Annotated in this window: 25 protein-coding genes and 1 riboswitch; of the genes, 10 read left to right on the top strand and 15 right to left on the bottom strand. The window is 69.2% G+C overall.

Going from position 1 to position 25,696, the window contains the following annotated elements; translation table 11 throughout:
• The first annotated feature begins 41 nt into the window (after window positions 1–41).
• The 5 genes from ftsR to gcvP all read left to right on the top strand — a co-directional run bounded on the left by ftsR (window position 42) and on the right by gcvP (window position 6,873).
• Window positions 42–845, top strand: coding sequence for a transcriptional regulator FtsR (ftsR, locus tag ACZ6DL_RS26480; RefSeq protein WP_466055127.1), 804 nt, complete (start codon window positions 42–44; stop codon window positions 843–845).
• A 160-nt stretch (window positions 846–1,005) separates the two neighbouring features.
• Window positions 1,006–1,479: a bifunctional nuclease family protein gene (locus ACZ6DL_RS26475; protein ID WP_040866482.1), complete on the top strand. Its 474-nt coding sequence runs from the start codon at window positions 1,006–1,008 to the stop codon at window positions 1,477–1,479.
• 187 nt (window positions 1,480–1,666) lie between these two features.
• The gene (locus ACZ6DL_RS26470; protein ID WP_040866483.1) at window positions 1,667–2,224 is read left to right on the top strand and encodes a MerR family transcriptional regulator; all 558 of its coding nucleotides are present in this window, start codon (window positions 1,667–1,669) and stop codon (window positions 2,222–2,224) included.
• A 134-nt stretch (window positions 2,225–2,358) separates the two neighbouring features.
• Complete coding sequence (locus ACZ6DL_RS26465; RefSeq protein ID WP_466055067.1) at window positions 2,359–3,711, top strand: M14 family zinc carboxypeptidase; 1,353 nt, start codon at window positions 2,359–2,361, stop codon at window positions 3,709–3,711.
• 93 nt (window positions 3,712–3,804) lie between these two features.
• Window positions 3,805–3,905, top strand: a riboswitch (glycine riboswitch).
• A 157-nt stretch (window positions 3,906–4,062) separates the two neighbouring features.
• Entirely contained in the window at window positions 4,063–6,873 is a 2,811-nt protein-coding gene (gcvP, locus tag ACZ6DL_RS26460) for an aminomethyl-transferring glycine dehydrogenase (protein WP_466055065.1), read from the top strand.
• 25 nt (window positions 6,874–6,898) lie between these two features.
• On the opposite strand, the gene ACZ6DL_RS26455 is transcribed toward gcvP, so the two are convergent.
• From ACZ6DL_RS26455 to ACZ6DL_RS26425, 7 genes are all read right to left on the bottom strand, one after another.
• Window positions 6,899–7,381, bottom strand: a complete 483-nt coding sequence (locus tag ACZ6DL_RS26455) for an SRPBCC family protein (RefSeq protein WP_466055063.1) — start codon at window positions 7,379–7,381, stop codon at window positions 6,899–6,901.
• Window positions 7,378–7,719: an ArsR/SmtB family transcription factor gene (locus ACZ6DL_RS26450; RefSeq protein ID WP_466055062.1), complete on the bottom strand. Its 342-nt coding sequence runs from the start codon at window positions 7,717–7,719 to the stop codon at window positions 7,378–7,380. Before ACZ6DL_RS26450 ends, ACZ6DL_RS26455 begins: the two co-directional genes overlap by 4 nt.
• A 92-nt stretch (window positions 7,720–7,811) precedes the next feature.
• The gene (locus ACZ6DL_RS26445; protein WP_466055060.1) at window positions 7,812–9,476 is read right to left on the bottom strand and encodes a VWA domain-containing protein; all 1,665 of its coding nucleotides are present in this window, start codon (window positions 9,474–9,476) and stop codon (window positions 7,812–7,814) included.
• Window positions 9,477–9,579: 103 nt separating this feature from the next.
• Complete coding sequence (locus tag ACZ6DL_RS26440) at window positions 9,580–9,852, bottom strand: WhiB family transcriptional regulator (protein ID WP_062975604.1); 273 nt, start codon at window positions 9,850–9,852, stop codon at window positions 9,580–9,582.
• A 28-nt stretch (window positions 9,853–9,880) separates the two neighbouring features.
• A complete protein-coding gene (locus ACZ6DL_RS26435; RefSeq protein WP_466055058.1) occupies window positions 9,881–10,426 on the bottom strand; it encodes an HNH endonuclease in 546 nt (181 codons plus the stop codon).
• A gap of 307 nt (window positions 10,427–10,733) precedes the next feature.
• Window positions 10,734–11,270, bottom strand: coding sequence for a DM13 domain-containing protein (locus ACZ6DL_RS26430; RefSeq protein WP_466055056.1), 537 nt, complete (start codon window positions 11,268–11,270; stop codon window positions 10,734–10,736).
• Between the two features lie 115 nt (window positions 11,271–11,385).
• On the bottom strand, window positions 11,386–12,528 hold the full coding sequence (locus tag ACZ6DL_RS26425) for an acyl-CoA dehydrogenase family protein (protein WP_466055054.1): 1,143 nt from the start codon (window positions 12,526–12,528) through the stop codon (window positions 11,386–11,388).
• A gap of 89 nt (window positions 12,529–12,617) precedes the next feature.
• On the opposite strand from ACZ6DL_RS26425, the gene ACZ6DL_RS26420 reads away from it, so the two are divergent.
• Window positions 12,618–13,316: a winged helix-turn-helix transcriptional regulator gene (locus ACZ6DL_RS26420; protein ID WP_466055052.1), complete on the top strand. Its 699-nt coding sequence runs from the start codon at window positions 12,618–12,620 to the stop codon at window positions 13,314–13,316.
• A gap of 27 nt (window positions 13,317–13,343) precedes the next feature.
• Here the strand turns inward: ACZ6DL_RS26420 and ACZ6DL_RS26415 are convergent, their stop codons facing one another.
• From ACZ6DL_RS26415 to ACZ6DL_RS26400, 4 genes are read right to left on the bottom strand one after another with little or no spacing between them, the layout of a single operon-like run.
• A complete protein-coding gene (locus tag ACZ6DL_RS26415) occupies window positions 13,344–14,633 on the bottom strand; it encodes an acyl-CoA dehydrogenase family protein (RefSeq protein WP_466055050.1) in 1,290 nt (429 codons plus the stop codon).
• Window positions 14,634–14,635: 2 nt separating this feature from the next.
• A complete protein-coding gene (locus ACZ6DL_RS26410; RefSeq protein ID WP_466055048.1) occupies window positions 14,636–15,274 on the bottom strand; it encodes a TetR/AcrR family transcriptional regulator in 639 nt (212 codons plus the stop codon).
• Window positions 15,271–16,320 (bottom strand): zinc-binding dehydrogenase, encoded by a 1,050-nt coding sequence (locus tag ACZ6DL_RS26405; RefSeq protein ID WP_466055046.1) that lies wholly within the window; start codon window positions 16,318–16,320, stop codon window positions 15,271–15,273. Before ACZ6DL_RS26405 ends, ACZ6DL_RS26410 begins: the two co-directional genes overlap by 4 nt.
• Window positions 16,317–17,057 (bottom strand): SDR family NAD(P)-dependent oxidoreductase, encoded by a 741-nt coding sequence (locus ACZ6DL_RS26400; RefSeq protein WP_466055044.1) that lies wholly within the window; start codon window positions 17,055–17,057, stop codon window positions 16,317–16,319. The genes ACZ6DL_RS26405 and ACZ6DL_RS26400 overlap by 4 nt, the downstream gene beginning before the upstream one ends.
• Window positions 17,058–17,301: 244 nt before the next feature.
• Here ACZ6DL_RS26400 and ACZ6DL_RS26395 point away from each other — a divergent pair, with 244 nt between their 5' ends.
• The 3 genes from ACZ6DL_RS26395 (at window position 17,302) to ACZ6DL_RS26385 (ending at window position 20,646) form a co-directional block, all read left to right on the top strand.
• Window positions 17,302–19,482, top strand: coding sequence for a malate synthase G (locus ACZ6DL_RS26395; protein WP_466055043.1), 2,181 nt, complete (start codon window positions 17,302–17,304; stop codon window positions 19,480–19,482).
• 136 nt (window positions 19,483–19,618) lie between these two features.
• On the top strand, window positions 19,619–19,768 hold the full coding sequence (locus ACZ6DL_RS26390) for a hypothetical protein (RefSeq protein ID WP_466055041.1): 150 nt from the start codon (window positions 19,619–19,621) through the stop codon (window positions 19,766–19,768).
• A gap of 302 nt (window positions 19,769–20,070) precedes the next feature.
• Window positions 20,071–20,646, top strand: a complete 576-nt coding sequence (locus ACZ6DL_RS26385) for a hypothetical protein (RefSeq protein WP_466055039.1) — start codon at window positions 20,071–20,073, stop codon at window positions 20,644–20,646.
• Here the strand turns inward: ACZ6DL_RS26385 and ACZ6DL_RS26380 are convergent.
• Window positions 20,640–21,539, bottom strand: a complete 900-nt coding sequence (locus ACZ6DL_RS26380; protein ID WP_466055037.1) for a hypothetical protein — start codon at window positions 21,537–21,539, stop codon at window positions 20,640–20,642. The genes ACZ6DL_RS26385 and ACZ6DL_RS26380 overlap by 7 nt on opposite strands.
• A gap of 46 nt (window positions 21,540–21,585) precedes the next feature.
• Window positions 21,586–22,320, bottom strand: a complete 735-nt coding sequence (locus ACZ6DL_RS26375; RefSeq protein WP_466055035.1) for a PaaI family thioesterase — start codon at window positions 22,318–22,320, stop codon at window positions 21,586–21,588.
• 371 nt (window positions 22,321–22,691) lie between these two features.
• Here ACZ6DL_RS26375 and ACZ6DL_RS26370 point away from each other — a divergent pair, with 371 nt between their 5' ends.
• Window positions 22,692–23,450 carry an NAD(P)H-dependent oxidoreductase gene (locus tag ACZ6DL_RS26370; protein ID WP_466055033.1) on the top strand — a complete coding sequence of 253 codons (759 nt, stop codon included), beginning with the start codon at window positions 22,692–22,694 and terminating at the stop codon, window positions 23,448–23,450.
• A 7-nt stretch (window positions 23,451–23,457) separates the two neighbouring features.
• Here ACZ6DL_RS26370 and ACZ6DL_RS26365 read toward each other — a convergent pair whose 3' ends face one another.
• Both ACZ6DL_RS26365 and ACZ6DL_RS26360 read right to left on the bottom strand, forming a co-directional pair.
• A complete protein-coding gene (locus ACZ6DL_RS26365; RefSeq protein WP_466055031.1) occupies window positions 23,458–24,099 on the bottom strand; it encodes a DUF305 domain-containing protein in 642 nt (213 codons plus the stop codon).
• Window positions 24,100–24,101: 2 nt separating this feature from the next.
• Window positions 24,102–25,676, bottom strand: coding sequence for an LVIVD repeat-containing protein (locus ACZ6DL_RS26360; protein ID WP_466055029.1), 1,575 nt, complete (start codon window positions 25,674–25,676; stop codon window positions 24,102–24,104).
• Between the last annotated feature and the right edge of the window lie 20 nt (window positions 25,677–25,696).

The following is a 25,696-nucleotide window of genomic DNA, read 5'->3' as shown; positions in this document are numbered from 1 at the left end:
CCGGCGCTGTGACCGGTGCGGCGCAGTGGGCACGCGGAGGAATGTCGATCGGCTCCGTGCTCGACCTGCTGCGTCCCGACTTTCCCGATGTCACCATTTCCAAGATCCGCTTCCTGGAAGCGGAGGGCCTGATCCGGCCGGAGCGGACGCCCTCGGGCTACCGCAGGTTCTCCGTGGCGGATGTGGAACGGCTCCGGTTCGTGCTGACCGCGCAACGCGATCAGTACCTGCCGTTGAAGGTGATCAAGGAACAGCTCGAGGCAATCGACAGCGGTGCGGCGACGCTCGGTGTGCGGGAAGCCCGCGCCCGAGCGCACTCCGTCCGCACCGGGGCGCCGGAGCCCGCACACGCCGCGGCGGACGCCGACCAGGCCGCGCCGGGTTCCGAACGTGAGGTGCGCCCGGTGGCCGCGCCTCGGCGGCTCGGTGTGGTGCCGAGCGAGGTCTCCCCGGATGATCTGCGGTTCGATCACGAAATCCGGGTCACCCGGGCGGATCTGCTCGACCAGGCCGGAATCGAGGAGCGGTTCCTCAACGACCTCATCCGGGCCAACCTGATCACGCCCGGCCCGGCGGGGTACTTCGACGCGGACGCGGTCACGCTGGCCAAGACGGCCAAGGCGATGGCCGAATTCGGTTTGGAGGCACGGCATCTGCGTGCGTTCAAGCTCGCCGCCGACCGGGAAGCCGCGCTCGTGGCACAGATCGTCGCCCCTATCGCGAAGAGCCGGGACGCCGGGGCACGCGCCCGTGCGGAAGAGACGGTGCGGGAACTGGCCGCGCTGTCGCTGACCCTGCATACCTGTCTGGTGAAGTCCTCGGTCCGGGGCTCGCTCGGGGGCTGACCCCCGGGCGAGCCCCGGGTCGGTAGGTTTCGGCGATCCAACACGGTGATTTCGGCTGTGCAGACGGATCGCTGGACCGGTGCGGGTTCGCCTAGACTCGTGGTACGGCGAGCTCTGCAGCGGTCATGCCGGGCCGGCGGCGAGTATGGGAGGCAGTGCGATGAGCGAAATGCGCGTGATCGGCATCCGTGTCGAGCAGCCACAGAACCAGCCCGTGCTGTTGCTCCGCGAAGTGGCGGGCGATCGGTATCTGCCGATCTGGATCGGGCAAGCCGAGGCGACGGCGATCGTGCTCGAGCAGGAGGGGGTGACTCCGATCCGCCCGCTGACGCACGACCTGATCAAGATCCTGATCACCGAGCTGGGGCACACCCTCAAGGAGGTGCGCATCGTGGATCTGCAGGAGGGCACGTTCTACGCCGACCTGGTCTTCGAGAACGATCTGCGGATTTCGGCGCGGCCCTCGGATTCGGTTGCGATCGCCTTGCGGGTGGGTTGCCCGATCCATGCCGAGGAGTCGGTTCTCGAGGAAGCCGGCCTGGTGATGCCGGACGAGCGCGAGGACGAGGTGGAGAAGTTCAAGGAGTTTCTCGAGTCGGTATCCCCCGACGACTTCAAGGCGACCGATAGCTGAAGTAGAGGTCGAGACTTTTTCCGCGCGTCGCGTTTGGCTCGATGACGCCGCTCCCTGGACAATCGTGGGGAGTAATCTCGACAGTTGGGCCACGACCGTTTCGGCCGAATCCGCACCGATTCGGTCGGTGACGGAGCCGGGTCATCGATGAGGCTGGGAATGCGTCGGCGAAGCAAGGGAGTGGTCAGTGGCAGAGCAATCGCAGGATGTGGTACAGCCAGGCCTGTTCCCCGACGATTCGGTACCCGACGATCTGGTCGGCTATCGCGTTCCCAGTGCGTGCCAGGTGGCCGGAATCACCTATCGGCAGCTCGACTACTGGGCGCGCACCGGTCTGGTGGTGCCGTCCATCCGGAGTGCGGCGGGCTCGGGGAGTCAGCGGTTGTACTCGTTCAAGGACATCCTCGTCCTGAAGATCGTCAAGCGGCTGCTCGACGCGGGCATCTCGCTGCAGAACATCCGGATAGCCGTCGACCATCTGCGCAGCCGCGGCGTGCAGGACCTGGCGGGGATCACCCTTTTCTCCGACGGCACCTCGGTCTACGAGTGCACCTCGGCCGAGGAGGTGGTGGATTTACTGCAGGGTGGGCAGGGGGTCTTCGGGATCGCCGTCAGCGGCGCCATGCGTGAGCTGACCGGCGCCATCGCCAATTTCCCGGCGGAGCGCGCGGCGGCGATCACCGAGCGTCCGGAGGACGAGTTGTCATTCCGTCGGAAGGCGCGGATGAACCGCAAGACGGGCTAGAATTCGCCAGGTCAGCGCGGAAACACAGGAACAACGCTTTCACGGCCGGGTAAGGCGTGCAGCCTCCCGGCCGTGTTGGTGACACGCCGTCGGCGGCGGGAGAAGGGGCCGCGGCGGCAGCGAGAGGGGGCGCCGTGCGTGCACGGGACATCACCGGGCTCGTCGGGCCGATCGGCCGGATCGAGGCGTTTCCGACCGTCGATGAACTCGATGAGTTCGCCGACGCGCTCGCCGCGGATCACCCGGATCGGATCTCGATCAACGAACTGGGACGCTCCCGCGGCGGTGATCCGATTCGCGAGGTGACGGTCGGATCGGGCGAGCAGCACATCCTGGTGTTCGGCAACCCGCACCCGAACGAGCCCATCGGCATGGCCACGATTCGCCACCTGCTCGGCCGGATGGCTGCGGACGAGGCGGTGACCGTCGGCGCCACGTGGCACTTCCTGCTGTGTGTCGACCCGGACGGCACGCGGTTGAACGAAGGGTGGTTCGCCGGGCCGCACACCAGGACCGGCGTCGCGCGCGGCTTCTACCGACCGCCCGCGGCCGAGCAACCCGAATGGTGCTTCCCGGCCGAGTGGCGCGGCAGACGCGTCGGGGTGCCGCTCCCGGAGACGAAGGCGATGATGTCGCTGATCGACCGCACCCGGCCCGCGCTGATCGCCTCTTTGCACAACGCGGAATTCGGCGGCGGATTCTTCTATACCTCCGGCGGTGACCCCGGGTACTGGTCGGCGCTGACCGCTCTGCTTGCCACCGCCGAAGTGCCGATCTACCAGGGCGAGCCCGACGCGCCGGGCGCGCGCACGCTGGCGCCCGGCGTCTTCGAACTGCCGCCGTTCGAGGCGATGGCCGATCTGCTCGCGGCACAGGGCCTGGACTCTGTCGCCGCGCTGGGCGGGGGAGGCTGCCGGGACTACGCGGCGCGCTACGGCACGGCGATCCTGGTCTGCGAATTGCCGCTCTGGGTCGACCCGCGCATCGGCGACGGCTCGGCGGGCGACCACGTGCTGGGTGACCTGCTCGATGCCACCGCCGCCGACTATCGGGCCATGGCCGAAGTCGCCGCCGAGGTGCTGGCCCGCCTCGACGGCCGGTTGAGCGGCCGCAGCCCGTTCGAGCGGTCGGTGCGTGCGCTGGTCGCCGGATTGCCCGGGCTGGCCGTGAGCAGACAGGCTGTGCCGGAACGGAACCGGATCGCGACCAGGGGCGAGATCTTCGTCGAGCGGTACGACTGGACCGCGATGCTGCGCCTGCGGCTGGGCGGCATGCTGCTGCGCCTGCTGGAGGAGGAATACGCCCGCGATGGCGCGCCGGTGCTGGCCGTCGAGCGCGACCGGTTCGCGGCGGTCTTCCAGCAGTGGTGCGCCGACGTGGAGCAGAACGCGCCGGGCACCGTAGTGCCGCTGGACCGTCTGGTGGGTATCCAGGCCGAGGCGATCCTGCTTGCCGCGATGAGGGTGCGCGCGGGCCTGGCCGTCTGACGGTCGCTCCGGTTCGAGTGACCAGAACGACACGGTTCGCGCGGGGTCCCGGGGCGCGCTCCGGCGTGGCGTCGGCATAAACTGACCGTGCGTCGCCGCCGTGCGGGAGAGTCTCGGTCTCGAAAAGAGTCCGAGCGCCGAAGGAGCAGCACCTCCCCGTCAATCTCTCAGGCAAAAAGGACCGTGCGGGCTTCGGCGCCTCTGGAAAGCGGTGGCTTCGAGCCGCCCGCCCATGGGGAAAGGGGCTCGGCCACCGGTCGCGGTACCCGAATCTCTCAGGCGCCACGACAGAGGGGGAGGGCCGGTACCCGTCGACCGCGTGGTCGACCCCGCCCGACCTTGGGAGCTGTTGTGACTCGCTCATTCGCCGACCGCCATATCGGACCCGACGGGGACGAACTGGCCACGATCCTGGACGTCGTCGGCGTGCCGTCGCTGGACGAACTGGCTGCCGCGGCGCTCCCTGCGAGCATCCTGGACGGCGACGGACTGGCCGGGATGCCCCCCGCGGCCTCCGAGCACGAGGTACTCGCCGAACTCGCCGGACTCGCGGCGTCGAACACCGTGGCCACCTCGATGATCGGGCTCGGCTACTACGACACGCTGACACCCCCGGTGCTGGTGCGCAACCTTTTGGAGAACCCGGCCTGGTACACCGCGTACACGCCCTATCAGCCGGAGATCAGCCAGGGCAGGCTGGAGGCGCTGCTCAACTTCCAGACCATGGTGTCGGAGCTGACCGGCATGGACGTCGCCAACGCGTCCATGCTGGACGAGGCGACCGCCGCCGCCGAGGCGATGACGTTGCTGCGCCGGGCGAGCAAGGTGAAATCCGGCAGGCTGTTGATCGACACCGATCTGTTCCCGCAGACCAGGACGGTGCTCTACACCAGGGCCGAGCCGCTCGGCCTGGAGATCGTGGAGGCCGACCTGTCCACCGACGAACTGCCCGAAGGGGAGTTCTTCGGCGTGCTGGCGCAGTCGCCCGGAGCCTCCGGTCGCGTCGTGGACCGCACCGGGCTGATCGCGGCGGCGCACGAACGCGGCGCGCTCGTGGCGATCGGCGCCGACCTGCTGGCCATGACCCTGATCACGCCGCCCGGTGAGCAGGGCGCCGACGTGTGCTTCGGCACCACCCAGCGCTTCGGCGTCCCGCTCGGCTTCGGTGGTCCGCACGCCGGATACCTCGCGGTGCGGCAGGCGCAGGCCCGTCAGCTGCCCGGCCGCCTGGTCGGCGTCTCGGTGGACGCGGACGGCGCGGTCGCCTACCGGCTCGCCTTGCAGACCCGCGAGCAGCACATCCGCCGGGAGAAGGCGACCTCCAACATCTGCACCGCGCAGGTGCTACTGGCCATCGTGGCCGCGATGTACGCCTCCTACCACGGCGCCGACGGGCTGCGGGCGATCGCGCGCCGGGTGCACGGGCACGCCGCAGCGATCGCGGCCGGGCTGGACGGCGCGGTCGTACACGACAGTTTCTTCGACACGGTGCTCGCGCACGTGCCCGGTGGTGCGGAAGCCGTTGTGGCGAAGGCGAAGTCGCGCGGCATCAATCTGCGCTTGGTCGACGTCGACCACGTCGGCATCGCCTGCGACGAGGCGACCACCGATGCGCATGTCGCGGCCGTGCTCGAATCCTTCGGTACCGCGGTGTCGTCCGAGCCGGGGACGGCCGCGCCGGTCGCGGCGATCGAGAACCGCGCCTCGGAGTTCCTCACCCACCCCGCGTTCACGAAGTACCACACCGAGACGGCGATGCTGCGGTATCTGCGCACGCTGTCCGACAAGGACATCGCGTTGGACCGCAGCATGATCCCGCTCGGCTCGTGCACGATGAAGCTGAACGCCACCGCGGAGATGGAGGCCATCACCTGGCCGGGTTTCGCGCGCGTGCATCCCTACGCGCCGGTCGAGGACGCGCCCGGTCTGCTCCAGGTTATCGCGGATCTGGAACGCTGGTTGTCGGACATCACCGGCTACGACTCGGTGAGCCTGCAGCCCAACGCGGGCAGCCAGGGCGAGTACGCCGGGCTGCTGGCGATCCGCCGCTACCATCTCGACCGCGGTGACACCCACCGCGACACCTGCCTCATCCCGTCCAGCGCGCACGGCACCAACGCGGCCTCGGCGGCGATGGCCGGACTGCGCGTGGAGGTGGTGAAGTGCCGTGCCAACGGCGACGTCGACCTGGACGATCTGCGCGCCAAGATCGCCGATCACGCCGATCGCCTGGCCTGCATCATGATCACCTATCCGTCCACGCACGGCGTCTACGAGCACGAGGTCGCCGAGTTGTGCGCGCTGGTGCACGACGCGGGCGGTCAGGTCTATGTGGACGGGGCCAACCTGAACGCCCTGGTCGGTCTCGCCCGGCCGGGCCGGTTCGGCGGCGACGTGAGCCACTTGAATCTGCACAAGACGTTCTGCATCCCGCACGGCGGCGGTGGCCCCGGCGTCGGCCCGGTCGCGGTGCGCGCGCACCTGGCGCGGTATCTCCCCGGCGATCCGCTGGAAACGGGATCCCACGCGGTGTCGGCGGCGAAGTACGGCTCGGCCTCCATCCTGCCGATCACCTGGGCCTACATTCGCATGATGGGCGCCGACGGGCTGCGCCGCGCCTCGCTGACGGCGATCGCCTCGGCCAACTACATCGCGCGGCGGCTCGACGAGTATTTCCCGGTGCTCTACACCGGCGAGCACGGCATGGTGGCCCACGAGTGCATCCTGGACCTGCGCGAGATCACCAAACAGACCGGCGTCACCGTCGACGATGTGGCGAAACGCCTGGCGGACTACGGTTTCCACGCGCCGACCATGAGCTTCCCGGTGGCCGGTACGTTGATGGTGGAACCCACCGAGAGCGAAAATCTCGCCGAGCTGGACGATTTCATCGAGGCGATGATTTCCATCCGCGCGGAGATCGACCAGGTCGCCGCGGGTGTGTGGCCGGTGACCGACAACCCGCTGCGCGGCGCGCCGCACACCGCGTCGTCGCTGGTGGGGGATTGGGAGCACCCTTACAGCCGGGAAGTCGCCGTGTATCCGCGGGGTCTCGGACATGCCCGCGCGAAGGTGTGGCCGCCGGTGCGCCGGATCGACGGCGCCTACGGCGACCGCAACCTGGTGTGCGCCTGCCCGCCGCTGGAGGCGTACGCGGGCTGAACTCCGGCCCGGCCACGCCTCGCCGTCATGCCGCGGCGGCCGCTTTCGCGTAACTGTTCGCCAGGTCCGGCCAACCGCCCGAACTGCCGACAGCGTCGTGCATGGATTCCCAGCCCGGTCCGTGCCTCTCGAAACCGGAGTGCACCAGCGTGACGGCGGTGCGATCGGGAGCGATGGCCGAAAAGGTGACGTCGACGCGGCTGGCGCGTTCCGGATCGGTCTCCTGCTTCCAGTCCAGGCCGATCTGCCAGGAGAACGCGAAATGGCTGGGCGGCTGCCAGACCAGTACCGTCCCCCACGGGCATTCGGTGCCGTCCTCCTCGCGGCCGAGGCAGCGGCCGCCCACGCGCGGCTCGATCACCTCCTCGGCGAGCCGGCCGGTGCCGATGTGGTGCTCACGCGGCCACCAGCGGTCGATTCCGGTGGTGAACACCTCGTACGCGGTCTCGATCGGTGCGTCGACAACGAGTTCGACTCGCACGTCCTTGCCGTTGACCTGTTGTGTCATGACTGCTCCTCCTTGCCTGCTCGTTGTTCGGCGGCCCGCCGGTTCGCCTCGTCCTGAAAAGCCGACATCGCGGTCGTCCAGAAGTGCGTGAAGTACGCGCGCAGCGCGTCGATACCGGTGGGATTCAAGCGGTAGACCCGGCGCGTGCCGACCGCCTCGTGGGTCACCAAACCGGCCTGTTCCAGCACCCTGAGGTGCTGGGACACGGCGGGCCTGCTCACCGGCAGGCTCGCGGCCAGCTGCCCGACCGCGCACGGCCCTTTGCCGAGGCGTTCGAAGATCGCTCGCCTCGTCGGATCGCCCAGTGCGTCGAGGGCTGCGTCTCGGTAAGTACCCACGAACCGTAAGTCTAGACTTACTGATACGCGCTGTCGAGAGCTTCGAGTGAGGTGACCTGCGGGTTGGGCGGGAGCTGCCGGGGTGCGCGCGGCTACGGAGTGGTGAGCGCTTGGACGACGGCGTTGCCGAAGCCGATGTCGTCGGAGGTGGACGGTCGGGTGTAGCTGCCGCCGGTCTGCTGCGCCAGGGCTTGGAGTGTCTGGGTGCCGCTGCCGCCGAGCACGATCACGTCGATGCGCACGGGGCGGGCGCGGTCGATGGACGCTGTGATGTCGGCGGCCAGTTGGGTGCCGGTGACCGTGGAATCGTCGTCGGGTCCATCGGTGATCAACAGCACCGAGTTGGTGCGGCCGGGCGTGTACCCGGCGACCGCGCTCTTGTACGCCGCGATCAGGGACGGATAAGCCTGGTCGGACCGGTTCTCATCCGGGCGCACCGAACCGAGCGCGGTGGTGATCTTCGTACGCTGCTCGGCGGTCAGCGGCGCGGTGGCGGCCGCCACCCGGTACGGGGTGTTGCCGTCGAGGTTCTTGCCGAAGGTCCACACACCGAGGCCGAAGTCGGGCGGCATGACCGTCATGGTGGAGTTCAGGGCGGCGAGGACGTTCGCCAATCGCGTGGTCGAGCCCTCGGTGGTCCCCATCGACGCGGAGACGTCGACCAGAACCGTCGAGCGCACGCCGAGGACGGGATTCGCCAGCGTGGCGCGCACCTTGTCGAGCGCGCCGCGCGGCGGGACGGCGGCCGCGGCGGGCGGCGCACTGCCGAAGCCCGCCGCGACGAAGGCTTGCGCCTGCTCGGGCTTGCGCAAGTAGTCGGTGAACCGTCCGGCGATGAGGTTCTGCGTCTTGTCCACCCAGGCGCCGGACATCAGCGCGGCCGGGTAATCGGCCACCGGCGCCGACCCGGCGGGATGGAACGCGACCACACCGGCCACGCCCTTGAGTTGCTGTTCGGTAGCCGCAATGGCGTGCAGCGGCGCTTCCTGGCCGGTGAGTTGCGCGGGCACCGCCGCGGTGTCGGGTACTTCGGGCGCGTCGGCGGCGAGCCCGGAGATCGCGGCGACCACCTGGCCGGACTGCGCCGCCTGTTCGCTGAGCGGCTCGGCTCCCGAGACCGCGGTCCCGACCGCCGTGGCCGCGGCCAGTGTGGCGTCACTCGAGGGCAGCGCCATGCGCAGCCCGCCCCATCCGTTCAGTCCGATCTCCCCGAGCGATCCCTGCTGCAACCGCGGCAGATCCGCCCAGGACGTGTCGGCCTGCTCCAGTGCGCGACGCAGCTCCTCCGGTACCGCGAGCACGATCGGGCTGGCGGCGATGGGCACCGGTGCGCCCTCGACCAGGCCGGGGACCCGCATGGATTCGATGGAGCGGGTCGAATCGGCGATCCACAGCGCCGGTTGCGGGCCGAGCGCCTGGTCCCACGGCTTGCCGCTGGTGAACGCGGCGACGATCGCGGCGGATGGCTGCGCGGTCACGCTGACCCGCGCGCAGTGGTCGCGCACTTTCGGCTGGGTGGCGTTGTAGCCGTCGGCGGCGGCCCGCACCTGCGCCGCGATGCTGGGATCGGCCGTCACCCAGAGCGTCGCGGGGCCCTCCACGCATTCGGCCGCCGCCGCGCTGTCCTGATCCGCCGCGCGATCGCGCAACTGGAACCAGCCGACGACGGTCGCGGCCAGTAACGCAACGGCGACCACTGCGATAACCGGACCTTTGCTGATGCCTCGGGACCTGGTTCCGCTGCGATGAGTGCCCACGGCGCCCAGTGTATGGTCACCGGCGCCGGACGAAGTCGGCGAGGCTTCTCCCGACCGGCACGAGGGGCACGGCAGTCCGCCGTCGCACCGCAAAGGCGCGACCTCAGTGGCGGATCACGCGTCCGCGGTCGAACTCGTGCCCGCCCCAGACGCCGGACTGCCCGGTGCGCGCGGCGAATTCGCCACACGCGTCCCGGATCGGGCAGCGGGCGCAGACTTCGCGCGCGTAGTCGAAGTCTTGCGACGGGTACGGGAACCAGGCTTCGTGGTTCGGGTCGCCGCGGCAGGCCGCCCGGTGCCACCCTCGGGAGTCCGAGAGCGGGAGCAGGTCGGTCAGGGTCAACTCCGCGACGGCGGTGGTCTCGGTGCGCGTCATCGCGTTCTTCTCCTTTCTCGGGTCGCGGTCAGGTCGCGGCGAGTTGTCTCCAGATCCGGCGCTGTCGCCTGACCTGATGGGTGGGGGCCTTCGGCTCCCAGAGCAGGCGCATGCCCGCCTCCTGCGGGGTGCGGTCGGCCTTGGCCGTGTTGCACGGCGCGCAGCAGGCCACGAGGTTGCTCCAGGTGTTCGGCCCGCCCCGCGACCGCGGCCGGATGTGGTCCACGGTGCGTGCCCACCCGGCGCAGTAGCCGCACCGGTTCCGGTCGCGGCGCAGTACGCCGGCCGGCGTGGCCCTGCTCTCGTCGTGCGCCGGCACGGTGTGTTCCAGGTAGACGTAGCGCAGCAACCGAATCGTCTGCGGCAGAGCGAGTTCCACGTGCCGCGACCGGATCGGGAAGTGCGGCTCGCGCTCGGCCACCGATTCCGCGGCTCCGGCGACCAGCAGCACCACGGCCCGGTCGGCCTTGATCTCGTCGAGCGCCTCGTAGGAGGCGTTCAGGACGAGGACCCCGGTGTGTATCCAGTTGTCGGCGGTTATCGCCGCCTGATCGGCGGCACGGCGGAACGTCATGGGAATCACCATGTTTCGTGCGAAATGAAGCGGGGAGAGGAGTGCGGCGATCAGCCGGCGATCTGGAGGCGGCTGACGTCCGGTTCGCCGTGCGATGCGCGCAACGGCCTGCCGAACGCATCGCCCGCGGCCGCCGATCGCGCCGTCCTGGTCCGCATTCGCTTCGTCGTTTCCGGAATCACTGCCGCCCCTCCTCTCCACTGCTCGGCGACCACCTCGAGGCGGTGGTCGGTGTCGAAACACATGGTGGCACAGCGCACCCGCCGTTGTCGGGTCATTTTTCGGCGGTGCGGCCCACGGGCCGGGTTCAGGCCGGTCGTAGTTCGGCCGCGCCGAAGGAGACGTTGAACCGGTCGCACCAGATCGCGACGCTGGTCAGCTGGGCCAGGTCGGCATCGGCGGGGACGGGGTAGTTCTGGTTGCCCTGATTGCCCTCGAGCTCGCCCAGGTCGGTGTGGACGCCGTCGTCGAAGACGAACCATCCGTCGCGGCCCTCGCGCACCGGCGCGTCGGTGAGCCAGACGTGCAGGTCGGGGCCGTTGGAGGTGTCGAGGTTCTCCACTCGTAGCACCCTGCTGCCGTCGGGCAGCCGCAAGACCACGACGGCGCCCGAGGTGGCGTGCTCGTGCGAGACGAACGTGCCCCGGGCGATGGCCTGCGGCTGCGCTTGCGTGCCGCCCGGACCGGGCGCCGCGGTGACCGACGGCGCCGCCTCCCACACGGTGGTATCGGTGAACAGCCGCCACGGCTGGAACACGGCCAGTCCTACGCCCAGCCCCACCACCAGCAGCACGGCGACGGCCCAGGTGATCGGCGATCGTGCGATTCCGCGTGCGGACACCATGGCTTCTCCTCGGAGCGTCGTCGTGTGGCCGGAAAGGCCGGTTCACTGCGCGAGGGTTCTCGCCCCCATCGATTATGGAGGCGAGTGGCGACGGCGTCGACGGAATGGACAGGCGTCATCCGATCGGGGACTGCCCGAGCAGGACACGACCGGAGAAGTGGGTCTGCTTGGCTCGCGGCAACGGGTGGAACAGACAGCCGTGCACGTCGCGATAGCGCATCTCGAGTTCACAGGTGCGGGAATAGCCCGCTCCGCCGACGGTTTCGATCGCCAGGCGCACGGTGTGCACGAGCGCGTCCGCCGCGGCGGTCTTACGGCTGAGCGTCCGGCTCGCATACTGATCGGTGTTGGCGAAGCGCAGATTCTCCGAGGCGTTGAACATGGCGTCGACGAGGTCGCCCGCGGTGGTGTGCGCGGTGGCCAGCTCGCCGGCCAGCTGGACGGTCGGCGCGTCGGCGCGGCCCGCCGCCAGTGCGGTCGCGATCTCGACCGCGCCGTCGGCGATGCCGAGGTAGGCCGCCATCACCAGCGGCATCGCCGCGCCGAGCACGACGTTCAGCAGCGGCGGCCACACGGTGGCGGGGCGGGCCAGTGAGACTGCGGCGTCGGGCACGAAGACGTCGTCGAGCACGACGGTGTGCGATCCGCTGGCACGCAAACCCATGGTGTCCCAACTCTTTTCGATCCGCACACCGGCGGCGGTGAACGGGATGGCGCAGTGCAGCACCTGCGGGCCGTCCGGTGCGGCGTCCCAGCGCACGCTGGTCACCAGGATGGTGCCCGCCTCGCATCCGCTGGCCGGCGCCTTGCGCGCGTGCACCCGGTAGCCGCCCTCGACCCGCTCGGCGCTGCCGTTGGAACCGACCCAGTCGGAGGCGCCGGTACTGACCAGGATCGCTCCCGAGACCACCTTTGCGAACAGCGGCGCGGCGTCGATGCCGTGGTTGTGCCGCCACACCTGGGCGGCGACCAGGTGGGTGTGCATCGCGAAGGCGACCGCCGTGGAGGGGTCGTGGCGGCCCAGTTCCCGCAGGATCGCGCCCATCTCGCGGTGGGTGACCCCGCCACCGCCGAACTCGGCGGGTACGAGAGCCGCGGACAGCCCGCTGTCGCGCAGCAGGTCGAAGGCGGCGAGGGAGATCTCGCCGGAGTGGTCCCGGGCGGCGACGTCGGGACGCAGGGTCTCGCCGACGCGGCGTGCGCGGGCGATCCAGTCCGTGGTGATGGTTTCGGTGATGGCAGGAGCTGTAGTGGTCATGTTTCGAAACTAAGAACGGCCGCGATAACCGGATAGTGCAGAAAGTGGACCCCGCCGGTCCAGAGAATAGACCCCGTTGCCGAGGTGCCATGACGACTTCCACGCCGAGTTACGGCCAGTACTGCCCGATCTCCCGGGCGCTCGACCTGGTGGGCGAGCGCTGGTCGCTGCTGATCCTGCGCGACCTGCTGCTGGGCACCACCCGGTTCAACGACCTCGCGCGCGGCTTGCCCGGGCTGTCGCGCAGCCTGCTCGCCAAACGTCTGCGGCAATTCGAGCGGGCGGGGCTGGTGGAGCGATTGGTCGGGGAGTACCTGCTCACCGACGCGGGGCGGGAGTTGGAGCCGATCCTGTTCGGCCTCGGCGAATGGGGCGCACGCTGGACCTTCGGTACGCCACGCGACGACGAGCGCGATCCCGCCCTGCTGGTGTGGTGGATGCACACGCGCGTGGACACCTCGTCGTTCCCGGGCCGCCGCCACGTGCTGCTGGTGCGCTTCACCGACGACCCGCGCCGCTTCTGGATCGTGCTCGAGGCGGGCGTGCCCTCGGTGTGCGAGTCCGATCCCGGCTATCCCGTGGACGTCGCGATCAGCTCCGACGTCGCCTCGCTGTACCAGGTGTGGCTGGGGCGGCTGCCGCTGGCGCACGCGCTGCGGGCGGGCCGGGTGGCGTTCACCGGCCCGCCCGCGCTCACCCGCCGGATGCCGGCGGTCTTGCGGCTCAGTCCCGTGGCCGGGTACGCGGACACCTCGCATGTGGACGCGGCCGCCCAGCGCGCGTCCTGAACTCGGACACCGGCCAGCGCACCTTGCTCAGAGGTTCCCGACGATGTGCTCGAGACGCTGGGCGACGAGTTCGCGCGCCTTCTCCCGCAGCGCGGGCCGGTAGCCGCTCGGGTACACCGGGTCCGCGGGGGCGTAGTCCTTCAGGACCTCCTTCGCGAGGGTGATCTTGTGTACTTCGGTGGGTCCGTCGGCGATGGCCATCACCTCGGCGTAGCCGAGCATGTCGATGAACGGCAGGTCTTGGCTGACGCCGAGCGCGCCGTGCAGGTGCAGCGCGCGCTGGGCGATGTCGTGCATCACCTTGGGCATGGCGACCTTGATCGCGGCGATGTCCTTGCGGACCTTCCTGTAGTCCTGCTCCTTGTCGATGCGCCACGCCGTGCGCAGCACCAGCAGCCGGAACTGCTCCATCTCGATCCAGCTGTCGGCGATGCGTTCCTGGGTCATCTGCAATCCGGCCAGCGGGCCGCCGCGCATCGGACGCGACACCGCTCGCTCGGCCATCATGTCGAACGCCTTGCGGACCATGGCGACCGTGCGCATCGCGTGATGCACGCGCCCGCCGCCCAGTCGCGTCTGCGCGACGACGAAGCCCTGCCCCTCCGCCCCGAGCAGGTGGTCGGCGGGCACGCGGACGTCGGTGAACCGCAGATGGCCTTCGTGCTCGCTGAATCCGGCGACGTGATAGTTCTTCACGATCTCCAATCCCGGGGCGTCTGCGGGCACGATGAACATCGACATGCCCCGGTACGGGCTCACCTCCGGATCGGTCACCACCATGACGATGTGGAAGGCGGCGAACTGCGCGTTGGAGTTGAACCACTTCTCGCCGTTGATCACCCAGTGGTCGCCGTCGCGCACCCCGCGGGTGCGGAACAGCGTCGGGTCCGAGCCGCCGGTCGGCTCGGTCATCACGTAGCACGAGCCGATCTCCCCGGCCAGCAGCGGCTCGAGATAGGTCTTCTTCTGCTCCGGCGTGCCGTAGTGGGCGAGGATCTCCGCATTGCCGGAATCCGGTGCCTGGCAGCCGAATACCGATGGCGCCCACACCGACGTGCCGAGCACCTCGTTGAGCAGGGCGAGCTTCATCTGCCCGAAACCGGGGCCGCCCAGTTCCGGCCCGAGGTGGCAGGCCCACAGGCCCTGCTCCTTGACCTGCTCCTTCAGTGGCCGCATCAGCGCCATGGCCTCACGGTCGGTGCGGTCGTACGGGTTGGGGTAGAGCAGGTCCAGCGGCTCCACCTCGGTGCGGACGAACTCCGCCGCCCAGTCCAGCTTCCGCTGGTACTCCGGGTCGGTCTCGAAATCCCAAGCCATGGTCAGCCTTTCGTGTCTGGCGCGGTGCCGGTCACCACGCCGTCGAGCAAAGTGGTCGCGAGGATGTCGGCGATCTCGCCGGGGGAGCGGTCGCCGTGCGGGCGGTACCAGAAGGAGACCATGTTCAGCATGCCGAGCGCGCTGTTGGTGACCACGTGGTCGCCGGTGCGCAACAGCCCTTCCGCGTGACCGGCGTCGATGACGCGTTGCCAGCAGTGCTGCACCCGGTCGCGCAGCTCCTGGAGCTGCGCGGCGCGCTCGCCCGTGAGCGCGCCGACGTCGCGCAGCTGGATGGCCACCTCGCGCTGATGGCGAACGATCAGCCGCACATGACTGTGAATCATCTTGCGCAGCTTGGTGACCGGATCGTCGGGCCCGTCGGAGATCTGCTCTGCCTCGACCAGCATCAGCTGGATGTAGTCGCGCAGAATCTGCCAGAGCAGTTCCTCCTTGGAACCGATGTGGTAGTACAGCGCGCCGCGCTGCACGTCGGCCCGCTCACCGATCTCGGCCACGCCGGTGCCGTGGAAGCCCTGCTCGGCGAACAGGTCGATCGCCGCACGCACGATCCGCGCCCTGGTGTCGCTCGCCGTCGATTCGGCGGCGGGCGGGCGGCCGCGCCTGCGCGAAGGGGCGGTCATCTCGACGGGTCCAGCACGATCTTGCCCACCCCGTCGGCCCGCTCGGCGAACATCCGGTAGGCGTCGGGCCCCTCGGACATGGGCAGGTGGTGGGTGACCACGGCCTCGGGCCGCAGCCTGCCGCCCGCGGTGAGTCTCAGCAGCGCGGGCAGTTCGTACTGGATCGCGCACAGCCCGATGTGGAATTCGAGGTCCTTCACCTGGGCCGCCATCAAGTGGAACGGGAAGGCGCGGTTGTGGCTCACGCCGATCACGCTGACCCGGCCACCGTGCCCGACGGCGCTGATCGCCAGCTTGACGGTTTCGTCGGCGCCGACCGCCTCGATCGCGACATCCGCACCGCCGCGCAGTGTTTCGCGGATCGCCTGCTTCGGATCGTCCGATTCGACCGGCTCGGCGCCCAACTCGGCGGCGCGCTCGCGGCGTTCGGCGAGCAGGTCGACGCCGAGCACCCGGGCCGCACCCATCGCGAAGGCGGACTGCACCGCCATGAGACCGACCGGACCGAGCCCGATCACCACCACGGTGTCGCCCGGGGCGATCCGGGCGCGCCGGGCTCCGTACCACGCGGTAGGGGCGTTGTCGGTGAGCACCACGGCGGCGGTGTCGCTCACCTCGTCGGGCAGCTTCGCCAGATTGCCCCCGGCGTGCGGTACGGCGAGCAGCTGGGCCTGACATCCCGCCAGCGAGCCGCCGAGCCCATAGCAGGCGTCGACCGGTAGCGGGTGGCGCTCGCACGCGGTGACGATCCCGGCGCGGCACTGCGCGCAGCCGTCGCAGCCCGCCGAGGCGGCGACCAGCACGCGGTCGCCGACGGCGAACCCGCGGGCGTGCGGCCCCAGTTCCACGATCTCGCCGACCGCTTCGTGCCCGACGCCGTAACCGGAGCCCGCGACGAATCCGTGTCCGGCATAGATGTGCAGATCACTGCCGCAGATGCCCGCCGCGGTGACCCGGACGATCGCGCCGTCCGGTCCCGGCAGGACCGGGTCGGGCCGATCCTGATACGAGATCTGCTGCGGGCCTTCGTAAGTCAATGCCTTCATCGCCAGCCTCCGTCGATCGCGAGGGTGGCGCCGGTGCAGAACGCCGAGGCTTCGGTGGCGAAGAACAGCGCCGCCCCGACGATCTCCTCCGGCTCGCCGACTCTGCGCAGCGCGTTGTGTCTGGTGAGTTCCGCGCGCAGCTCGTCGGGCCACGCCGTGGCGATGTCGGTGTCGAAGGGGCCGCACTGGATGGTGTTGACCCGCACATTCGGCGCGAACGTCTGGGCCAGCCCGCCGGTCAGGGCGTTGAGTCCCGCCTTGGCCGCCGAGTACGGGACCGCGAAGGGCTCCGGCCTGGTCGCCTCGATCGAGGAGACGTTGATGATCGAGCCGCCGCCGTCGGCCGCCATGCGGCTGCCGATCAGGGCCGACAGCCGGAACGGACCTTTGAGGTTCACCCCGATGACCTTGTCGAACAACTCCTCGGTGACCTGGTCCAAGCTCGGGTACAGCGGCGAGAGTCCCGCGTTGTTGACCAGCACGTCCACCCGGCCGAACGCGCCGTAGACGGTCTCCACCAGGGCATCGCACTGCGACCAGTCGCTGACGTTGCAGGCCACCGGCAGGGCTCGACGCCCGAACCGCCGCGTCACCTCCTGCGCGAGCGCGGAGCACCCGTCCAGCTTGCGGCTCGCGATCACCACGTCGGCGCCGGCCTCGGCGAACGCCAGCACCATCTGCTTACCCAGGCCGCGACTACCCCCGGTGACGACGGCGACCTTGTCGGTGAGTGGCACTCGAACTCCTGCCTGTCATGAAATGTTCCGATCAGTACATTAAATCGGCCGCGGGTTACGATCAAGGGGCTGTCCGGCCGACCGTCGACGGCTCGACGACCCGCCGGGTGGAAGAACAGCTCATTCGGCGTGGCGGATGCATTCGGGCACAGTGCCCACAGCGACCCGGCGCGCGGCGACACCGCTACCCACGGGTAACATGGCACTGTTTTCCCACTCGGCTTTCTCGGAAGTGAGGCAGTAGATGACAGAGCGGATTCAGGTCGGCGGGCTCCAGGTGGCACGCGTTCTCCACGAGTTCGTCGAGAACGAGGCGCTCCCCGGTTCCGGCGTGGATTCCGCCGCGTTCTGGGCCGGCGCCGAGCAGGTCATCAACGATCTCGCTCCGCGCAACCGCGCTCTGCTGGCCGAACGCGACGAGATCCAGGGCAAGGTCGACGCGTGGCACGCCGAGCACCCCGGCGTGAACTACGACAAGGCCGCCTACAAGAACTTCCTGACCGAGATCGGCTACCTGCGCCCCGAGCCCGCCGATTTCCGGATCACCACGCAGAACGTGGACGACGAGATCGCCGTCACCGCGGGCCCGCAGCTCGTGGTGCCCGTGATGAACGCTCGCTTCGCGATCAACGCCGCCAACGCCCGCTGGGGCTCGCTGTACGACGCGCTCTACGGCACCGACGCAATCCCCGAGGCCAACGGCGCGGAGAAGGGCACCGGCTACAACAAGGTGCGCGGCGACAAGGTCATCGAGTGGGCGCGCAACTTCCTCGACGACTCGGTCACCCTCATCACCGGCTCGCACATCGGCTCGACGTCCTACAAGATCGTGGACGGCGAACTGGAGGTCGGCCTGGAGGACGGCACCAGCATCGGCCTGGCCGACGCCTCGCAGCTGGTCGGTTACCTGGGTGACCCGGAATCGCCGAGTTCGGTGCTGCTGAAGCACAACGGTTTGCACATCGAGATCCAGATCGACCCGCAGTCGCCGATCGGCAGCACCGACACCGCGGGCATCAAGGACGTCGTGCTGGAGTCCGCGGTCACCACGATCATGGACTTCGAGGACTCGGTCGCCGCGGTGGACGCCGAGGACAAGGTGCTGTGCTACCACAACTGGCTCGGTCTGATGAAGGGCGACCTCGCGGAGAAGGTCAGCAAGGGCGAGAAGACCTTCACCCGCACCATGAACCCCGACCGCGTGTACACCGCGCCGGCCGGCGGCGAACTGGTGCTGCACGGCCGTTCACTGCTGTTCGTGCGTAACGTCGGTCACCTGATGACCTCCGACGCGATCCTGGACGCCGAAGGCAACGAGGTGCCCGAGGGCATCATGGACGGGCTGATCACCTCGCTGATCGCCAAGCACAGCCTGGCCGATGACGCGAAGCTGAAGAACAGCCGCACCGGCTCGGTCTACATCGTGAAGCCGAAGATGCACGGCCCGGACGAGGTCGCCTTCACCAACGAGCTGTTCGGCCGGATCGAGGACGTGCTCGGGCTGGCGCGCAACACGCTCAAGGTCGGCATCATGGACGAGGAGCGCCGGACCACGGTGAACCTGAAGGCCTGCATCCAGGCCGCCGCCGAGCGGGTGGTGTTCATCAACACCGGCTTCCTGGACCGCACCGGCGACGAGATCCACACCTCCATGGAGGCCGGGCCGATGGTTCGCAAGGCCGACATGAAGTCCCAGCAGTGGATCCTGTCCTACGAGGACTGGAACGTCGACACCGGTCTCGCGGCGGGCCTGCCCGGCAAGGCGCAGATCGGCAAGGGCATGTGGGCCATGCCGGACCTGATGGCCGATATGCTCACCCAGAAGATCGGCCACCCGCGCGCGGGCGCCAATACCGCGTGGGTTCCCTCGCCGACCGCCGCCACCCTGCACGCGACGCACTACCACCTGGTCGACGTGTTCAAGCGGCAGCAGGAGATCGCGAAGGGCGGTCGCCGTGCCACCGTCGACGAGATCCTGGAGATCCCGCTGGCCGCCGCGCCGAACTGGACCGACGAGGAGAAGCGCCAAGAGCTGGACAACAACTCCCAGTCCATCCTCGGTTACGTGGTGCGCTGGATCGACCAGGGCGTCGGTTGCTCCAAGGTGCCCGACATCAAGGACGTCGCGCTCATGGAAGACCGTGCGACCCTGCGCATCTCCAGCCAGCTGATGGCCAACTGGCTGCGCCACGGCATCGTCACCGCCGACGAGGTGGTGGCCAGCCTGGAGCGGATGGCCCCGGTCGTGGACCGGCAGAACGCCGGCGACCCGAACTACCGGGCGATGGCGGCGGACTTCGCGGGCAGCATCGCGTTCCAGGCGGCCAAGGAACTGATCCTGGAGGGCACCAAGCAGCCCAACGGGTACACCGAGCCGATCCTGCATCGCCGTCGCCGTGAGGCCAAGGCGCTGGCCTGCGTCTAGTCCCACCTGTCGCGAATCCCCCGGCCCCAGGCGGCCGGGGGATTCGCGCTTTCGAGGCGGTCGGAGTTTCGACTCCCGTTTATCGGTCCGTTACCCTGGGTGCCGCACGAGATCGTTCGATTTGTGAGGAAGATTCATGGGAAGCGTTGTGCTCGACATCGTGGCATTGCTCGCCAATCGCGCGGCGATGTTCTGGAATTGGATGGCCACCGGATCGGCGGGCTTCCGCCGCTGTGAGCGTGCGGTGCACGATCTGTTTCGAGTAGCGAATCCCCTGGTCAGGTAGCGCTGGCCGGGGGATTTTCCGGTTCGGGACGGAATCGGAAAACGTTCCGGAATGTTTGTTTTCACACTGAGGTTCCTACTGCCCGCGGACGCGAGTAAGCCTCGGCTGTCCGAATTCGGCCGACACGGCCGCACCGGACCGCAGGAACTCTCGCGCGCGGATTCTCGAATTGACCGTGCACCGGTGGCGCGGGCTATCTATCGCGCTCGAAGCGGCTTCCCCGGCATGGTGATCGTCAGGGGGCCGGGCGATTTCGGCACCGATCCCGCGCGCGAAGCCCCTGCCCCTCGTATCTTGAACACGTGAACTCCACCGGCTCCGTGCGCACACGGTCGCGTATTCCTCGTTGGTTCGTGCTGTGGATGGGGCTGCTGACCGCCCTGGTCGCGCTCTGCTGCGCGGCGCTGTTCTGGCAACTCGCCGCGGAGGGCACGTTTCCCACCCTCGTCGTGCTGTGGGTGGTACTCGGCGTGCTCGGCGGAATCGCCGTCCTGTTCGGGCTGCTCGGCCTGCTGCGCTACCGGGCTTTCTTCTACAGCCTCGCCTCACCCGTGCTGATCGGCGTCCTGGTGGCGCTGACACTGTACGACGTCCCGGAGGACACCGGCTGGCGGCTGTCTCGCGGCATTCTCGAAGATCAAGCCGTCGACTGTGCCCACCCCGGCCAGCGCACCCGCCTGGGCGTCTACACCATCACCTTCGTCACGCCCCGTGACGGCGGCTGCCTGTTCTACACCCAGGCGGGCGACTCGAATTCCGAAGGCTTCGCGTTCTTCCGCGACCCGGCCACCCCACCACACCTCGGCCCGCCCGCCATTAACGGTATCGAGTACTCCGCGTTCGACGGCCAGTGGTACCGCTTCGTCGACACTCACTGAGTCCGGTCGCCGAAGATCTCCTCGAGCGCGCTCGCCGTCGCGGCACGGGTGATCCATTCTGTGAGGCGCGCATGATCGGTGCAGGCCTCGATCTCGGCGGTGAGTACCGCGGGGACGTCGAATCCGCGGGCACCGAGCATGGTGAGCAACGCCTTGGCCTCCCCCTTGGCCTCGCCTTTGGCCTCGCCGATGGCTTCGCCTTCGGCCATGCCGTCGGCGTACAGCTGCTTGAAGTACTGGCTGTAGTACGGGGACGTGTCGGTCGTCATCAGCATCTCCAGGAAGTGCCGGGCCGCTGCTTTCGGCAGTGCGGCCAGTACCAGGTCAATGTACCTTTTACCGTCCGCGGAGTCGTGTGCTGTCGCGGCGAGGGCGGTGAGAATCGAGTCGCGTTCGGGGTCGTTGCGGTGGGCGATGGCGGACAGGGCGGCCAGGTCGGGGCGTTCGAGCGCGGTGTGGGTGTCGCTGACCACCGGCACGTTGGCCGGGCTGAGGACCATCGGCGACAGGGTGAACCCGGGCGCGACGGTGATCGGGCGGCGGCAGTGCCCCGCGGCACGTTCGTTCGGGCACACGACGACGAGCAGGACCAGGCAGCGCAGGCGAGCACGCAAGGTCGTCAGGTAGACCGGCCAGCTCCATGCCTTGTCGTCGTCGCGCTGCAGTTGCACCTCCACGACGATGCCGAGAACCGGGACGTCGGCGTCGGTGAGGGTGACGACCAGGTCCGCGCGATACTCGGTCGGCTCGATGTCCGGTAGGTCGCCGGAATCGACGCGGGCGTGATCGAACTCGGGAAGCGCCAGGCCGAGTGTGGAAGTGAGCAGTTCGGCGACCAAAGTCGGTCTGCGGCGGACCAATTCGATGAGGACTTCGTGTACCGACGAGGGCATGGCGCGGACGTTACCGATAGCCACCGACACGTGCTGGTGGGGTGGATCACCATTCGAACGGCAGCGGCTGCCGGGGCTCGATCCAGAGAGCTTCGGCGAGGGCGCAGAGCGTGCCGTCTTCGCGGGCCAATGCCACGCCGACCGTGTGTTTCCGGCCGTTCGCGGAGATCGGCCAGCCGTAGGAGAGGTAGGGATCGCCGGCGCGGACCGGTTCGAACTGGGTGGCGGTGAGGGCGGCGGTCACCGCTCCCGGGCGCAGGTCACGCAGGGCCATCGCGGCCCAGCCGCCGGGACAATCCAATGCGGCCCAGACGTTTTCGGTGGGCAGGAAGCCGCCGGGTCCGCCGAGTAGTGGATCAGGTGTCCAGGCGGCGACGACCATGTCGTGCGTCGGCATGGCCCAGGGCGACAGGCGCAAGCCTCGACCGGGTGTGCAGGCGGCTCCGCAGCCGTAGCAGTGGCTCATCTTGCGCAGCACGTCGGCGGTCGCAGTCGCCGCCCGTGCCTCCGCCCAAGAGGGCGCGGGCCGCGGCGTCACCGTAACCGTCGACGCGGACGCCTCGGCGAGTACCGTGCCCTCCTGATCGGTGAGCGACGCGCCGCCCGAACCGTCGGCGGTCAGCACGACCGGGGAATTCACGGAAACCGCGCGCCGGAAGTCGACGCGCACCTGCGTGGCGCCGCTCGCTGCGGCGAGCAGGCCCGCCACGTACCCGCCGAACGCCACTCCCGGATAGCCACGCACGTGACCCGGCACCGTGAACGCATCCGTCCGAATCATCCGCTGCCCAACCTCTCCCGGCCGACGATCATGACCCGGCTCAGCCGACCATACCGTCCCGGCGTCGCCGGACGGTCTTCGGGCAACCTGTCACGCCACCGAGGACGATGATCTCGCCGGTCGCCCACGAGCCGGCCGTTCCGGCGCGCCGCGTGCCGAACGTGGCCGCCCCGGACGCTTGGCGGGCCTCGATCCGGTCACCGAGCCGCGAACGAGATCGCCCGCGGGCTCGTGGGCGGCGAGACGCCCCGCCGGGACATTCCACCCCATCGCGGCAGTCCGTCTGCCGTCGCGCGTCCGCGCAGGTCGAGGGGATGGCGGAATATCCGTCGTTCCGAACGCTGTTGCGCCGAGATGTGACGAAAGCCGGAATGAACGTACTGATCGTGTACGCCCACCCGAAGCCGGATTCACTCACCGGTGCGCTCAAAGACGTGGCCGTGCGGCAATTGCGGGCGGACGGGCACGAGGTGCGGGTCACCGACCTCTACGCGATGGGCTGGAAGGCCGCCGCCGACACCGAGGATTTCGGTGCGGTCGAGGAGTCCAACTTCATGCTGGCCTCGGGCGTGGCCTACCGCGACGGGACGCTGAGCCCCGACATCCGCGCCGAGCAGGAGAAACTGCTGTGGGCCGACGCTGTCGTGCTGCACTTCCCGCTCTGGTGGTTCGGCATGCCCGCGATCATGAAGGGCTGGGTGGATCGGGTTCTCACCTGCGGGTTCGCCTATGGGGCCGGGGGTGAGGCGGTGCCCAGGTACGGGGCGGGCGTCCTGGCGGGCCGGCGTGCGATGCTCGTGGTCTCGGTTGGGGGCAAGCAGCCGTCGTACTCCGATCGGGGGATCAACGGCCCGGTCGAGGATCTGCTGTTCCCGATCCACCACGGCATCCTGTATTACACCGGCATGGACGTACTGCCGCCGTTCCTGGTGCACGACACCATCCGGCTGGACTCCCCGCGGTTCGGCGACGTCGCGCTCGACCTGCGGCAGCGGATGTCGGAGCTGGCGCGGCTGGAGCCGATTCGGTACCGCTCGCAGGCCGGGGGCGACTACGACCGGAGCCTGCGCCTCGTGCCGGGGCGTGAGGCGCTGGGGGCGAGCGGTTTCGGGTTGCATGTGGCGTCGTGACCGACGGTCACGGCAGTACCGGAGCCCCGCGCTGGGCTAGCAGCATGCCCATCACCCCCGCTTCCTGACCTTGACCGTGGACCATGGACCGGGCGGTCTCCTTGACCGGCCCGGAGCGCAGCAGACCGTCGGCGGCCTCGGCCATCGCGATGCCGCCCTGGTGATGGCGAAGCATCAACTGCAGGAACAGGATTTCCGCGTCGCGGCCACGCGCCGACGCCAAGGTGTCCAATTCCGCCGTGCTCGCCATCCCCGGCATGGGCGGGGCGTCGGCGCTGTGCGCTGCCGGATGCCGATGCGCTGACGCGTCCGCGCTGTGCATCCACGTCATCGGATGCGCCGAGCTGGGGGCCGCGTCCGCCAGGCGCAGCCAGCCGAGCATGGTGCCGATTTCCAGGCGCTGGGTCCGGTCGAGCTGCTCGGCCAGCCGGGCGATCGCCGGATCGACCGAGCGATCCAGCCGCTGCACCATGAGCAGCGCTTGCTGGTGATGGGTGGTCATGTCCTGGACGAAGCCGATCTCCACGTCGGTGAGAATCGGTGTCGCGGACCGGCCTTCCGGAAAGATCGCGGGGCGCAGCGCGGCGCCGAGCACGAGCAGCGCGAAGGCCGCCGAAGCCAGGGCCGCGACGCGCGTCCAGTGCCGCATCGCTACGACCCGACGATCGAGTGCTGGTCCGGCGGTGGCGAATACACGTTGTCGTCCAGTTGCAGCACCATGAAACCGTTGTCCGAGCACGCGACGTAGAGTTGCGTGCCGCGCCATTCCGGCGGCGAGAGACACCAGTCGGTGGACACGTCGCCGAAGGCGAGTCGGCCGGTGCGCGCGGTGGTGGCATCCAGCGGATCGAACTCTCCCCCCAGCACGGCGCGCAGCGCCGACGGTGCGCTCATCAGCGGAACGCCGATGATCGAGGCCAGCGCGTGCGGCGAGTTCCACAGGCTCAGGTTCTGCCCGGTGCGGGCGGGCGGGTTGTAGTAGGCGATCTCGCGGATGGCGTAGGGATCGCTGATGTCGAAGACCCGGATGCCCGAGGAGATCCACCCGCAGGCCAGGGCGGTCGGGTTCGCCTGCCGGTCCGCGGCGCAGTAGTGCGATTCGTAGGCGAAGGCGGAACCGCCCATGGAGGAGCCGATATTGCTGTCGAGATGCTGGGGCAGGTTGATCTCGAGCTTGATCTTGCCCACCACCTCGGGCGCTGTCTCGTCGGAGATGTCGATGAGTTTGACGCCGCCGGAACCGCCCTCGTCGACGGTGTAGAGGTAGGGTCTGCCGTCGTAGCTGACCGGGACACTGTGCTGGGTCGCCCACCCGTCCGTCCAGAACGTCCGGCCGAGGTGGTGCACCTGTGGGTTCGGGTCGCGGCGCTGCACCGCGCTGATGTCGAGGACGGTGAAGCCGCCGAGCGCGGAAATATACATCCGGTTGCCGTCGGGGCTGATGCCGAAGCCGTGCGCCTCGATGCCGGTCAGTCCCTGCCAGACGACGTGCGGGTTCGCCGGATCGGTCAGGTCGACGGCGCTGACGAATCCGGGCGCGATTCCCGAGGCCCAGTACGTATTGCCGTCGGGGGAGAAGCCGCCCTCGTGCGTGGTGATCGGCAGCGGCATAGCGAGATTCGTGCCCGGACCGGGATTGAGCAGTCGCGGATGCGCGCAGTCGGAGACATCGTAGACCGACAGGTAGCCCACGCCCTCCAGGAACGGGACGCCGGTACCGACCAGCAATTTCCGCTCGGTGTTGACTTTGAGGCTCTCCCAGGTGCCCGCGAGCATGGCGGGCTCGGTCAGCGTCGTGGTCGGGCGCGGATGCGCGGGATCGGACACGTCGAGCACCTGGACGCCGCGCCCTTCGCTGATCAGGTCGCCGGGAAAGAACGAGCCGAGATAGGCGCAGTGCTCGAAGCTGGTGGAGGTGATGCCCGCACCGCGGCCCGCGTAACCGCCGACGAACGAGATATTGCATCGGTAGCCCTGCGTACTGCGCCCACTGTCGCGGTCGGCGGCGGTGACATCCCCTTGCAGGCCGTTCTCGGGTGCGGCGCCCGGTCCGCAGTCGGCGCGGGGCACCGAGGTGCGCCCGACGTCGAGGAACTCCTGGACGGCGTTCCGGATCTCCGAAGGCGGATCGGCCGCGGCGCTCGCGGGCAGCAGCACGGCCGTGACCATGCCGATGGTGAGCAGAGCGAGCGGTTTGGCACGGCACAGCCTGGCCAGTGGGCGCATCGTCGCGACCCCCCAACTTC

The sequence above is a fragment of the Nocardia sp. NPDC041819 genome, from assembly GCF_055590505.1.
This window is presented reverse-complemented; position numbering and strand designations above follow the sequence as displayed.

Bases quoted from the DNA above. Each gene is read 5' to 3' on its own strand.
- ACZ6DL_RS26375 (WP_466055035.1), bottom strand. From the start codon at position 22,320: ATGATTCGGACGGATGCGTTCACGGTGCCGGGTCACGTGCGTGGCTAT.
- ACZ6DL_RS26415 (WP_466055050.1), bottom strand. From the start codon at position 14,633: ATGGCTTGGGATTTCGAGACCGACCCGGAGTACCAGCGGAAGCTGGAC.
- ACZ6DL_RS26475 (WP_040866482.1), top strand. From the start codon at position 1,006: ATGAGCGAAATGCGCGTGATCGGCATCCGTGTCGAGCAGCCACAGAAC.
- ACZ6DL_RS26435 (WP_466055058.1), bottom strand. From the start codon at position 10,426: ATGACGTTCCGCCGTGCCGCCGATCAGGCGGCGATAACCGCCGACAAC.
- ACZ6DL_RS26405 (WP_466055046.1), bottom strand. From the start codon at position 16,320: ATGAAGGCATTGACTTACGAAGGCCCGCAGCAGATCTCGTATCAGGAT.
- ACZ6DL_RS26425 (WP_466055054.1), bottom strand. From the start codon at position 12,528: ATGACCACTACAGCTCCTGCCATCACCGAAACCATCACCACGGACTGG.
- ACZ6DL_RS26430 (WP_466055056.1), bottom strand. From the start codon at position 11,270: ATGGTGTCCGCACGCGGAATCGCACGATCGCCGATCACCTGGGCCGTC.
- ACZ6DL_RS26365 (WP_466055031.1), bottom strand. From the start codon at position 24,099: ATGCGGCACTGGACGCGCGTCGCGGCCCTGGCTTCGGCGGCCTTCGCG.
- ACZ6DL_RS26420 (WP_466055052.1), top strand. From the start codon at position 12,618: ATGACGACTTCCACGCCGAGTTACGGCCAGTACTGCCCGATCTCCCGG.
- ACZ6DL_RS26370 (WP_466055033.1), top strand. From the start codon at position 22,692: ATGAACGTACTGATCGTGTACGCCCACCCGAAGCCGGATTCACTCACC.
- ACZ6DL_RS26390 (WP_466055041.1), top strand. From the start codon at position 19,619: ATGGGAAGCGTTGTGCTCGACATCGTGGCATTGCTCGCCAATCGCGCG.
- ACZ6DL_RS26395 (WP_466055043.1), top strand. From the start codon at position 17,302: ATGACAGAGCGGATTCAGGTCGGCGGGCTCCAGGTGGCACGCGTTCTC.
- ACZ6DL_RS26360 (WP_466055029.1), bottom strand. From the start codon at position 25,676: ATGCGCCCACTGGCCAGGCTGTGCCGTGCCAAACCGCTCGCTCTGCTC.
- ACZ6DL_RS26455 (WP_466055063.1), bottom strand. From the start codon at position 7,381: ATGACACAACAGGTCAACGGCAAGGACGTGCGAGTCGAACTCGTTGTC.
- ACZ6DL_RS26380 (WP_466055037.1), bottom strand. From the start codon at position 21,539: ATGCCCTCGTCGGTACACGAAGTCCTCATCGAATTGGTCCGCCGCAGA.
- ftsR (WP_466055127.1), top strand. From the start codon at position 42: ATGTCGATCGGCTCCGTGCTCGACCTGCTGCGTCCCGACTTTCCCGAT.
- ACZ6DL_RS26440 (WP_062975604.1), bottom strand. From the start codon at position 9,852: ATGACGCGCACCGAGACCACCGCCGTCGCGGAGTTGACCCTGACCGAC.
- ACZ6DL_RS26410 (WP_466055048.1), bottom strand. From the start codon at position 15,274: ATGACCGCCCCTTCGCGCAGGCGCGGCCGCCCGCCCGCCGCCGAATCG.